The 11,453-nt window shown below is 67.8% G+C and carries 10 protein-coding genes and 1 pseudogene; 9 read left to right on the top strand and 2 right to left on the bottom strand.

Annotated features, from left to right (window positions below):
• Positions 1–706: 706 nt before the first annotated feature.
• The 4 genes and pseudogenes from IM689_RS15180 to IM689_RS13335 all read left to right on the top strand — a co-directional run.
• Positions 707–899 (top strand): annotated as a pseudogene (locus tag IM689_RS15180) (DJ-1/PfpI family protein); the annotation flags it as partial.
• Positions 900–1,173: 274 nt separating this feature from the next.
• A complete protein-coding gene (locus IM689_RS13345) occupies positions 1,174–1,968 on the top strand; it encodes an aldo/keto reductase (protein ID WP_319803892.1) in 795 nt (264 codons plus the stop codon).
• Between the two features lie 108 nt (positions 1,969–2,076).
• The gene (locus tag IM689_RS13340) at positions 2,077–3,249 is read left to right on the top strand and encodes a low temperature requirement protein A (protein WP_193644352.1); all 1,173 of its coding nucleotides are present in this window, start codon (positions 2,077–2,079) and stop codon (positions 3,247–3,249) included.
• Between the two features lie 166 nt (positions 3,250–3,415).
• A complete protein-coding gene (locus tag IM689_RS13335; RefSeq protein ID WP_193644369.1) occupies positions 3,416–3,901 on the top strand; it encodes a DinB family protein in 486 nt (161 codons plus the stop codon).
• 407 nt (positions 3,902–4,308) lie between these two features.
• Here IM689_RS13335 and IM689_RS13330 read toward each other — a convergent pair whose 3' ends face one another.
• On the bottom strand, positions 4,309–4,944 hold the full coding sequence (locus IM689_RS13330) for a hypothetical protein (RefSeq protein WP_193644351.1): 636 nt from the start codon (positions 4,942–4,944) through the stop codon (positions 4,309–4,311).
• Positions 4,945–5,468: 524 nt separating this feature from the next.
• Between IM689_RS13330 and IM689_RS13325 the strand changes: the two genes are divergently transcribed.
• From IM689_RS13325 to gdhA, 4 genes are all read left to right on the top strand, one after another.
• Positions 5,469–5,831, top strand: coding sequence for a zinc ribbon domain-containing protein YjdM (locus tag IM689_RS13325; RefSeq protein ID WP_193644350.1), 363 nt, complete (start codon positions 5,469–5,471; stop codon positions 5,829–5,831).
• 80 nt (positions 5,832–5,911) lie between these two features.
• Complete coding sequence (locus IM689_RS13320) at positions 5,912–7,189, top strand: TerB family tellurite resistance protein (protein WP_193644349.1); 1,278 nt, start codon at positions 5,912–5,914, stop codon at positions 7,187–7,189.
• 65 nt (positions 7,190–7,254) lie between these two features.
• On the top strand, positions 7,255–8,019 hold the full coding sequence (locus tag IM689_RS13315; RefSeq protein ID WP_193644348.1) for an SIR2 family NAD-dependent protein deacylase: 765 nt from the start codon (positions 7,255–7,257) through the stop codon (positions 8,017–8,019).
• A 58-nt stretch (positions 8,020–8,077) separates the two neighbouring features.
• Complete coding sequence (gene gdhA, locus IM689_RS13310; RefSeq protein WP_193644347.1) at positions 8,078–9,427, top strand: NADP-specific glutamate dehydrogenase; 1,350 nt, start codon at positions 8,078–8,080, stop codon at positions 9,425–9,427.
• A 57-nt stretch (positions 9,428–9,484) separates the two neighbouring features.
• Here gdhA and IM689_RS13305 read toward each other — a convergent pair whose 3' ends face one another.
• Positions 9,485–10,084 carry a hypothetical protein gene (locus tag IM689_RS13305; protein ID WP_047310338.1) on the bottom strand — a complete coding sequence of 200 codons (600 nt, stop codon included), beginning with the start codon at positions 10,082–10,084 and terminating at the stop codon, positions 9,485–9,487.
• A 71-nt stretch (positions 10,085–10,155) separates the two neighbouring features.
• On the opposite strand from IM689_RS13305, the gene IM689_RS13300 reads away from it, so the two are divergent.
• On the top strand, positions 10,156–11,424 hold the full coding sequence (locus IM689_RS13300) for an alpha-hydroxy-acid oxidizing protein (RefSeq protein ID WP_193644346.1): 1,269 nt from the start codon (positions 10,156–10,158) through the stop codon (positions 11,422–11,424).
• The last annotated feature ends 29 nt before the right edge of the window (positions 11,425–11,453 follow it).

Raw genomic sequence — 11,453 nt, 5'->3', positions numbered from 1 at the left:
CGCAAGTCCTGGTCGTACTTCTTGGGCATGGTCCGATTCTCCTTCAGGAAGGACGGAACCAAACCCAGGGCGCTTCAGGGGTCCTATGCGGGCCAGGTCAAATGCATCTACATCGATCCGCCGTACAACACAGCACCGCGGCCACGGTTACGTAGACGAGATCCTCGAGTGCATCACCCGATTCCATATCGGGGATGGAGCTCGACGAATTACCGCGACCACAGATGCGGTCAATACCCCGATGGCGGCGGCGTTCGACCCGGGCCGGTTACAAGCTTGGTCGAGGTGCGCATCGACCTGGAGCCGTCCCAGATGTACTGACCGGCGACGACGGCACCCGCCAGCGGGCGAGGACTATTCTTCGCAGACCCCGCTGATCATCCGGTTCGGCGAAGAGTTCGCCGCGTGTCCTGTGAAATGTTCGATGCCGATGACAGGCGATCAGCAGGCCAAGAACCTCGAGCTCGCGGTGGGCTAGCCCGTGCAGGTCCTCGCAGGGTGAGAGCACGACGACCAGGCTCAGGTGGCGGGGAGCGTCTTGAGGCATGCCCAGAGCCATGACGCGCAGGTAGCCGCCGGGTTCGGTTGGCGCGGGCAGCAGGAACGAGGTCCGCGGTCCGCCGAGCATCGCGCGGGGCCGCGGCCAGTACTGGCGAGCGGGGGCGGAAAGTGGGGTGGTCGGGCAGACCGAGCAGGGCCATGACGTCTCGTGACCGGCTGGACCCTGACCTCATTCCCCAGCATCCGCACCGACCTGCGCAACACCGGCGCGAATGTGGTGGACCATGGGGGTGGCTCGAGACGGGAACCTGGTCACCAGCCGCTCACCCGATGATCTCTTCCCTCTGTTTCGCCGTGGGAGTACTGTTCAGTCCACCGACGCCGGAAACTGCTCGTGAGCAGCCCGGTACGCCACATGGCGCAGGCGGGGCTGACTAGCAGCTCGACACCCGGCACCTCGGTAGCTCCAACCCTCCTGGAGGTAGGTAGCGCATGAGATGAGCTGCGTACGGGCCGTCTTCCAAGTCGACCGATGACCCACGCAGTAAGCCAGCACCGGTCTCGGATGCGCCGGCCCTTCGAGGATCGCAGCCCACGTCCCACCTCAGGACAACCAGAAGGAAGTGATCGCGGATGCGACGGATAACGCTGCCGAGCGGGGAGTCCATCCCTGTGCTGGGCCAGGGCACCTGGGGCTGGGGAGAGGACCCCGGCCGCCGCGGCGACGAGGTCGCCGCGCTGCACGCCGGCCTCGAGCTGGGCATGACGCTGGTCGACACCGCCGAGATGTACGGCGACGGCGGCGCGGAGGAGGTGGTCGGTGAAGCATTGGCGGGTCGCCGCGACGAAGCATTCGTGGTCAGCAAGGTCCTTCCGTCCCACGCCTCCCGTTCCGGCACGATCGCGGCCTGCGAACGCAGCCTGAAACGCCTGGGCACCGATCGGATCGACCTCTACCTGCTGCACTGGCAGGGCAGGTACCCGCTGCAGGACACCGTCGCGGCCTTCCAACAGCTCGTCGAGGACGGGAAAATCCGATACTGGGGCGTCAGCAACTTCGACCACCGGGCCCTCGCCGACCTGCAGGACGTGCCGGGCAGCAGCGGGCTGGCCACGGATCAGGTGCTGTACAACCTGTCGCGGCGAGGACCGGAGTACGACCTCCTGCCGTGGTGCGCCGACCACCAGCTGCCGGTCATGGCGTATTCGCCGATCGAGCAGGGCCGCATCCTTCACGACACGACACTGAACGACGTCGCGGCGCGTCACAGCGTCAGCGCCGCGGCGGCGGCCATCGCCTGGGTGCTGCGCCGCGACTCGCTCTGCACGATCCCCAAGGCGAGCAGCCCGCAGCACGTGCGAGACAACGCAACAGCACTGGACGTGGAGCTGACCCGCGAAGACCTGGATGCTCTGGACCGTGCGTTCCCGCCCCCGAGCGGACCGCGACCACTAGAAATGCTGTGACCCTGACCAAGGGCGCAGCCCGGTTGGTCCGGACAGCGCTCCGGACAGCGCGGCAGCACCGTCGGTGAGGATGGGAGTTGTCGGGCTTGAAAGAGGATGATTTCGCGGATGTCAGAGAACTCTGAGCCGGGCAGCGAGGCCGACTCGCGGGACAGCGACAGCGGGTCGGTGGGCAAGCTAGAGCTGTTCTTCGACCTGGTGTTCGTGTACGCCATGGCGCAGCTGACCGAGCTGGTGCGGGACGACGTTTCGTGGCGGGGTTTCGGTCATGGTGTGCTCGGCCTACTGGCGGTGTGGTGGGCCTGGGTCTGCTACACGTGGCTCACCAACACCTTCACTACGAATCGGGTGGTATTTCGCTGCCTGGTCATCGCCGCCATGGCTGCGATGCTGCTGGCCGCAAGCGCACTCCCGACCGCGTTCAGCACCGGAGCCCTCGTCTTCGGGCTTGCCCTGCTCGCCATCCGCGTCATCCACCTGGTCTTGTTCGTCGTGGACGCCTCCCACGACGACGAACACCTCCGCGCAGGCCTCCTGCGGCTGGCCCCGAGCCTGCTCATCGCACCAGTCCTGATCGCCGTCGCCGCCGCCTTCCCGGCCCCCTACCGAGAGCTGCTCTGGATCGGCGCAGCCATCATCGACTTCGGCGGACCCCTGGTCGCCGGGGTCGGGGTTTTCCGGGTAGTGCCCTCCTACTTCGTCGAGCGCCACGGCCTCATCATCATCGTCGCGCTCGGTGAAGCCGTCGTCGGGCTGGGCACCGGGGCCAGCGAGCACCTGCAGCAACCGGTCGTGCTCGCCGCCGCCGTCCTCGGAGTCCTGATCGCCGCCTCGTTGTGGTGGACCTACTTCGGTCTGACCGCCGGCGCCGAGCAACGCCTCAAAGACGCCGACGGGCCCGAACGCGCCCGACTGGCCCGCGACGCCTACAGCTACCTACACCTTCCCCTGGTCGCCGGGGTCGCCTTCTTCGGCTTCGGCGCCAGCGTGGCGCTTGAGCACGTGTTCGACCCGTTACCGCTGCTGCCGGCCATCGCCCTCAGTGGCGGGGTGGGCCTGTTCTACGCCGCCGATGTCGCCTACCGATGGCGCGATCACCATCAGCTCGTGCCGGACCGCCTCCTCACGGCGGCCGCATCCCTGCTCATCATCCCGCCAGCACTGATCATGCCCGCATGGTCGGTTTTGACGGTTCTCACCGCGGTCGGCGCCCTGCGCCTGACGTGCGAACTCGTGCGACGGCCGCGGATCGGTCCCGCAGCCGCCGGCCAAGTCCACTGAGGCCGGAACGCCTAGGGCGTGTCTGACAATGAATCCAGGGGTCGGCTGGCACCGTCGAAGACGTGTCCGCAGTTCCCGACTCGCTGAAGCTCAAGGGTGCCGCTTTGTCGGCAGGGGCCTGCGGGACGCAGCGGCGCGCTGAGGACGCCGAGGGACTGCGCGGGGCCTGGGGCGCGTAAAAGGCTCATGGCGCCAGACGACCGACCGCGCATCGGCGCTCCCGGACGGCGCAGTCGACGTCTCGGTCGAGGGAGAGTGGTGCTTCTCCCAGACCCTGCGCCACCTCGTCTTCGCGACCGGCGCCTGGCTGAGCCGGGGGATTCAGGGCGCCGAGGAGCCGTTCCACCCGCTCGGCCAGCCCCGCGCGGGTTGGGAGGACGATGGTGTCGACCTCGCCTTCTTCGCGTCCACGCCCCCGCCCTACGAGGAGATGCCCGCGGTGCGGTCCGAGCGCCTGGCCCAGGTCCGCGAGTTCCTGGCGTCCGTGGACGACGCCGGCCTGGACGAGGAACGCCGCCACCCGTGGAGCCCCGAGTATCCGGAGACGGTGCGCTCGTGCTTCCGCGTGATCCTCGAGGAGGAGTGGGAACACCTGCGCTACGCCCTGCGCGACCTGGACGCCCTCGACGACGCCGCGGCCCAGGGGCGCTGAACGACCACGGTCGTCGCCGCATCAGTCCCTGACTGCGGCAGTGGGAGTGCCGCCTGGATGCTTCTCGCTCACCCGCGCCAGGATTTTCCGGCCGGCCAGGCCACCACCGTCCTCCGCACCCTCGCTCCCGTCGGCGTCGAGGAGACGCGCGTGAGTCTCACGGCTGAAGTACCTCTGGACCAGTGCGGATATCACCCGGCGCACCTCAGGCGTGGACGGCAACTCTGAGGGCGGCACGGCATACGGTGGAGTTCCGCTTCAACGTGTGACGAGTGAGTCGCCCGGCGGTCAACCGCCGCGTCTCCGCCAGGCACACGAGAACGCCCGAGGTTGGGAGTTTTTCAGCCGATGCCGAGTGCATTTGGTGAAAAACTCCCAACCTCGGGCGTTTGCCGTGACGGTCGGGGTCAGCCGCGCACCACGTCCTGGCCGTGCTTCGACGTCAGGGTGACGCCGTCGAGGTCGATCTGACCCTTGTCGGAGACGCGTGCGGCGTCGGAGCCATCACCCTCGGCCTCGATACCGCCGTCAGCGGCGAAGCTGCCGACCTTGCCGTCGACCTCGAGCGTCGTGACGTTCGAGCCGCTCGTCGCGAGACGACCACCGATGTTCAACTCGTCGACGACGCCGGTCTCCTTGACGCTCAGCGCGACGGCCTGCAGGGTCACCTGAACGCCCTTGACGAGGCTGAGTCCCTCGCCGCCGGTCGTCGTGACGTCGCCCGCCACCGACAGCTTCGGCAGCGGCTTGCTCACCTGGATGCCGATCGAGCCGTCACCCGTCGTCGCGATGCTCGCGAAGCGCGCTTCGTTGAGCGAGCCGTCGTACAGGTTGAACCCGCGCGCACCCTTGCCCGTCGTCAGGATCGGGGCCTGGACGTCGAGCACGTCGATGTCGCCGAAGTTGACGAACCCGATGCCGCTCGGGCCGTGCGACGCAACCTGCTCGCTCGCCGTCCACGTGCCGACGTTGCCCCAGTTGTCGAGCACCATGTCGTTCTGGCCGTAAGTCGTGACTCGGCCGACCGAATCGACCTTCTCCACGTTCGCGCCCGTGATGACGAAGACGGGCCCGAGGTGAGGTCCGGCGTCCCCGGCACGATGCCGCCGTCAGTGTGCACCTCACCGGTGCGCAGCGTCGTGACGTCGATCGTGCCGCCGTCGTCCTTGCCTTCCCAGTCGCCGTGCCCGCCGACGAAGATGCCGGAGCCGCGCACCGGCTTCTCCTCGGAGCCGACCGCGATGTCGAGTAGCTCGGCGGTGAGCTTCCCAGCGGCGTCGGCCTGACGGTTCCACAGCGTGAAGCCCCCTTGGAGCGCCTCCACGCCGAAGCCGTGCGGGCGGTGGAAGCGGCCACGCACGTCGGCCGGCATCGGCGCCGTGCACGCTGCGACGGGGGAGTGCTCTGTGCCGCTGGCTGTCCTCGGCCTGCTCCTTGTGGTTCAGCTCGTGGCAGGTGTGCTGGCCAGCCGCACCAGGTTCGTCGGGCAACGCCGAGGCTCCGGCGGTCAGTAGGTCGGGCTGGCGACTCGCGGGCGCCGTGACCTCCGGCATGCGAGAGCTTTCCCGTGTGTGACGAGACGCTTCCCCCGTGCCCTGAGTGTTCCGAGCCGTACACCTACGAGCAGGGCTCCCTGCTCGTGTGCCCCGTGTGCGGGCACGAGTGGTCACCGGAAGATACCGGTGGCGATGCCGCTGACGCGCCTGTCATCCGGGATGCTGTCGGCAACGTTCTCGTCGGCGGTGACGCAGTGACGATCGCCAAGGACCTGAAGCTCAAGGGAGCCGGTGGCGGCGCGCTCAAAGCGGGTACGAAGGTGCGCAGCATCCGGCTCGACCCCTTCGGCCCCGGCGGGCACGACATCGACGCGCAGATGCCCGGCTTCGGGCGCATGCATCTCAAGTCGAGCGTCGTGAAGAAGGTCTCGTAACCGCGCTTTCTCGGAGGTGATGCAGATTAGTCTGGGCCTGCCTCCTCCGGTCGGAGACGGCGGAAGACTCGGAGGATCACATGACGAACTCGAACGACGAACTCAACCTGGACGACGTCGACCTCGCGGAACTTGATGGGGCCGAAGCCCCCGACGCTGCCGACAAATCCGTCGTGATCAAGCAGGTCGATGAGATTCGCGACTTCGTCGGCGGTCTGTCGATGGATGACATCAAGAGTGGCGATTGGTTCGCGCGCCTTCTGAAGGTCTCACTGGCTCAATACTCCGAGCAAGTGACGGCGGAATGGTTTCGCGAGAAATACCCGCACCTCCCCGCAGACGCGATCGTCGATGCTCGCATCAAGCTCGCGGCTAAATATGCGGGCATCGAGGGTGGTCTGTCAGCTGCTGCGTACACCGGTGCCGTCGCCGCCACGATCGGTTCACTGGGCGGTGCGAGTCCTCTGACGGCCCCTGCTGCAGTAGGCAGCTTCGTCGTCGATCTGGCTTACACGACGCGTCTCCAGCTTCGTCTCGCGCACGACATCGCAGTGCTCTACGGAGTGCCGATCGACGTCAACGATTCCGAAGACCTCTGGAAACTCATCAGAATCGCACTTCTCATCAAGTCGGGAGAGGCCGGTCGCGGCGCCGTGTCGAAGGGCGTCCCCGTCGTGCTCCGCCCGGTCATCAAGAAGATCTTCAGCGGCTCCACGCTGACGGCAGTGAAGAGCCTGCCGGTCGTAGGCAAACACCTTCTGCAGCGCAACATCATCAAGTTCTCAATTCCCGGCGTGACGGTTCCCCTTTCCACCGCGATCAATTACTGGACGACGAAGTCAGCCGGCGACTATGCGCGCTCGTTCTTCCGAACGCAGGCCCAGATCACGGAAATCGTCGGAAGGATGATGGCCAAGACACCGCATCATGAGGAACTGTTGTGGGCGACCTGGCTCGTCATTCAGGCTGACGGGAAGGTGGCGGAGGAAGAGAAGCTCCTTCTCCACCACGTCACGTCATCCATCTCGGATCGCAATCCCGCGAGTGTGGCTCTCGTGCAGCTGCGCGAAACCATCGATGCCGACGAGGCGGAAGTGTTGGCCAAGTTCGAGCCTTTGGACGGCGACCTCCAACCTCTGTACGAGTGCGCGGTGTTGGTGGCGGGAATTGACGGAAAAACCGGCAAGGACGAGCTCGCTGTCCTCGACCGCCTTGCCGAGGCGTGCCGTGTCGAGTCGCCCACACACCGTGAGGCAACCTCGGGCCGAGACTTCACGGCGGTGCGCGCGCTCGGAGGACGCATGGCGGGGCGGTTCTCGAAGCGAAAGGGTGAGCGCGAGACGCCGTCCGACGAATGAGGCCGGCGGTGTCGCTGGGCTTGCGGCGATTCAGAGTTGAGCGCACGACTTACTAGGGTGGGCGCATGCGCGTTCCCGAGGAAGTTCTCGAACTCGCCCGCACGGCCAAGGGCGTCACCGTCCTCACCGGTGCCGGAATGAGCGCCGAGAGCGGTCTCGCCACCTTTCGCGATGAACAGACCGGGCTGTGGGCGAACCAGGATCCCGCATCCCTGGCAACTCCGGAGGCGTGGGAGGCCGACCCCGCCCGCGTCTGGGCCTGGTACCGCTGGCGCATGACGCTCATGACCCGCGCCCAGCCCAACGCTGGGCACCGGGCGCTCGCCGAGTGGAGCGAGGTCGGCGATGCACACCTGTGGATCGTCACCCAGAACGTCGACGACCTGCACGAACGCGCGGGCAGCGACGTGCTCGCCCACCTGCACGGCAGCATTTTCGCGCTGCGCTGCTCCCGCTGCGGGCAGGACGCCGAAGCCGTCGGCGAACCGCTCACCGAACCAGTCGAGCGCCTCGACCCGCCCGTCTGCGTCCACTGCGGCGGCCTCGTGCGGCCCGGCATCGTCTGGTTCGGCGAAGCACTCCCGCAGGATGCTCTGGAACGAGCCGAGGCCGCGACGCTCTCCGCCGACCTCGTCCTCGTCATCGGCACCTCCGGGATCGTCTACCCCGCAGCCGGCCTGCCGATCATGGCGCACCACCGCGGTGTTCCTGTCGTCGAGATCAACCCTGAGGAGACCGACCTCAGCGACATCGCCACCGCCACATGGCGCGTCCCAGCAGGTGAAGCCCTGCCGGCGCTGCTCACGGCTCTTCGTGAGAACACGGCATAATCGATCAAAACCCCACACGATCCGTCGGCGTGATCCGTCGGCGCTTAGGAGGCACGCCATGTCCCCGACTCTGCACCCCCGGCTCGAGCCGGTCCGCGAGACGATCCTCAAGCGCAACCCCGGTGAGGCCGAGTTCCACCAGGCCGTGGACGAGGTGCTCACGAGCCTCGGCCCGGTGCTCGAACGTCGCCCCGACTACGTCGAGGCCAGCATCATCGAGCGCCTCGCCGAGCCCGAGCGTCAGATCATCTTCCGCGTGCCGTGGGTCGACGACCAGGGCCGCGTCAACGTCAACCGCGGCTTCCGCGTCGAGTACAACTCGGCCCTCGGTCCGTACAAGGGCGGTCTGCGCTTCCACCCGAGCGTCTACCTCGGCATCGTGAAGTTCCTCGGCTTCGAGCAGATCTTCAAGAACTCCCTCACCGGCCTGCCCATCGGCGGCGGCAAGGGTGGCGCCGACTTCGACCCCAAGGGCAAGAGCGACGCCGAGGTCATGCGCTTCTGCCAGTCGTTCATGACGGAGCTCTACCGCCACATCGGTGAGTACACCGACGTCCCGGCCGGCGACATCGGCGTCGGTGGTCGCGAGATCGGCTACCTCTTCGGCCAGTACAAGCGCATCACCAACCGCTACGAGGCGGGCGTACTCACCGGTAAGGGCCTCTCCTGGGGCGGCGCCGCGGCGCGTACCGAAGCCACCGGCTACGGCACGGTCTTCCTCACCCAGGAGATGCTCGCGACGAAGGGTCGCTCCTTCGACGGCACGAAGGTCGTCATCTCCGGCTCCGGCAACGTGGCCATCTACGCCGCGCAGAAGGTCGCCCAGCTGGGCGGCACCGTCATCGCGATGAGCGACTCCGGCGGCTACGTCGTCGACGAGAACGGCATCGACCTCGAGATCGTGCGCGACCTCAAGGAGAACAAGCGCGCCCGCATCAGCGAGTACGCCGACCTGCGCAAGCAGTCGACGTTCGTCGCCGACGGCTCGATCTGGGACGTCGCCTGCGACGTCGCGCTGCCGTGTGCCACGCAGAACGAACTGCCGGCGGACGCCGCGAAGACGCTCGTCAAGAACGGCTGCGTCGCCGTCGCCGAGGGCGCCAACATGCCCACGACGCCGGACGCCACCGACATCCTCCAGGAGGCCGGCGTCCTGTTCGCGCCGGGCAAGGCTTCCAACTGTGGTGGTGTGGCCGTCAGCGCCCTTGAGATGCAGCAGAACGCCTCGCGTGACTCGTGGACGTTCGAGCACACCGAGAAGCGTCTCGAAACCATCATGAAGGGCGTCTTCGAGCGCTGCCAGAGCACCGCCGACGAGTTCGACGTGCCCGGCGACTACGTCAAGGGCGCCAACATCGCCGGCTTCGTCAAGGTGGCCGACGCGATGCTCGCCCTCGGCGTCGTCTGACCCGGACGCTTCGCCGCAGAGCCCGCCCGAACCTTGCGCTCGGGCGGGCTCTGCGCGTTAGAGCCGCCAACCGGTGCGGTAGCCGTGCAGCGCCGCCCGAAGGATCTCGGGCAGCTCGCGCTGGTACTTGAAGATCGTCGGCACGGTCCACACCTGGGTACCGACGACTGCCGCGTCGGCCCGGGCCAGGCCCCGCGCGACCGCCCCCGACGTCGCACGCCGGAGATCGGCCGCCTCGGGCGTGAGGACACAGTTGGTCATCGACGTACTCCGGTGACGGAACTGGCTGACCTCAGCGACGTTCTGCCACGCCAAGGCTGCAACCTGGCGCCCATCACCGCGCAGCACGCGTACCCCCTCGCGTTCGATGACGAGCGTTTGGCGACGTAGGAACTGGATCGTCAACGACGGGATGCCGAGCACCCCGAAGAACAGCACCGCGACGAGGCACACCCACGAGCCCGGTGTGCTCGTGAACGCGCCGAGCACGCCGCGCTCGCCGATGACGACCGTGAGACCGGCGCCGCCGATGGCCGTGAAACCGAGCGCGCCGACCATGCACGCCACGAGCTTGCCGGTGCTCGACGCGATACGCGTCGCGCCCGTACGCCACAGCTCCTGCACGTGGGCGTCGATGATCTCGGGGCGCGCCTTCATGCCTCCCAACCTAACGAAGCGGTAAGCGCCTGCGGACCCGTTGCAGGGGAGGGACTTCTACCGTGGGTGGCATGGACGCGATCAACCTCGGACGCAGGATTCAGGGTGCCATCTACGGCGCCGGTGTCTACGGACGCACCCCGGTGGTTCCCGTCGAACCGGGGCGACTGCGCGAGGCCGCCCGCAAGGCAATGAGTGATCGTGCGTTCGCATACGTCGACGGCAGCGCGGGGCGGGGACGCACGAACGACGCCAACGTCGAGGCCTTCGCGCGCTACCGCGCGGTGCCCCGCATGCTGCGCGACGTGCGTGAACGCGACCTCGGCATCGACCTCTTCGGCCGTCGCTACGCGCACCCGCTCCTGCTCGCGCCCATCGGCGTCCTCGAAATGGCGCACCCGCAGGCCGAGCGCGCCGTGGCGAAGGCCTCCGTGTCCACACAGACGCCGATGATCCACTCGACGCAAGCCAGCGTCGCCATGGAGGAGGTCGCCGCCGAACTCGGCGAGACGCCGCACTGGTACCAGCTGTACTGGAGCAACGACGACGACCTGGCCCGTTCGCTCGTCCAGCGCGCCGAGGCGTGCGGTGCGGAGGCAGTCGTCGTCACGCTCGACACGCACCTCATGGGGTGGCGGCCCGAGGACCTCGACCTCGGGCACCTGCCGTTCGCGCGTGGCCAGGGCCTCGCGCAGTACCTCAGCGACCCGGTCTTCATGGCGCGGGTCGAGGAGCGCGCAGCCCGCGGATCGGCCCGACCGACCGAACGTCCGACGCCCGCGGCGGCCCGCTCGCTGGTGTCGATAGCCCGGCACTACCCGGGCGACCTGCGCGAGAACCTCCGTTCGCCGCTGCCTCGCGCCGCGGTCGAGACGTTCCTCGACGTGTTCCCCTCGAGCGGTCTCACCTGGGACGACCTGGCCAAGCTGCGCGAATGGACGTCGCTCCCGATCCTGCTCAAGGGCATCCAGAGCGTCGACGACGTGCGCCTCGCCGCCGACCAAGGGCTTGACGGCATCGTCGTGTCGAACCACGGCGGTCGGCAGGTCGATGGCGCCGTCGCCTCGCTCGACGTCCTCGCGAGCCTGGGTGACGAGGTCGGCGATCTCACCGTGCTCTTCGACTCCGGGGTGCGCTCGGGCTCGGACGTTTTCACGGCGCTCGCGCTCGGGGCAGACGCCGTCATCCTCGGGCGGCCCTACGTCTACGGTCTGGCGCTCGCGGGCGCCGAAGGGGTGCAGGCCGTCGTCGAGCACACCCTCGCCGAGCTCGACCTCACGATGGCGCTGACGGGTCATGCGTCCGTGGCCGAGATACACCGCGGCGCGTTCGCTCGGTGACCGAACGAACGCGCCGCGACGAGGCTCGC

It is taken from the genome of Dermacoccus barathri (assembly GCF_015070805.1).
GTDB lineage: Bacteria > Actinomycetota > Actinomycetes > Actinomycetales > Dermatophilaceae > Dermacoccus > Dermacoccus abyssi.
Note: the sequence above shows the minus strand (reverse complement) of the source record. Positions and strands in the feature narration are given on the sequence as shown.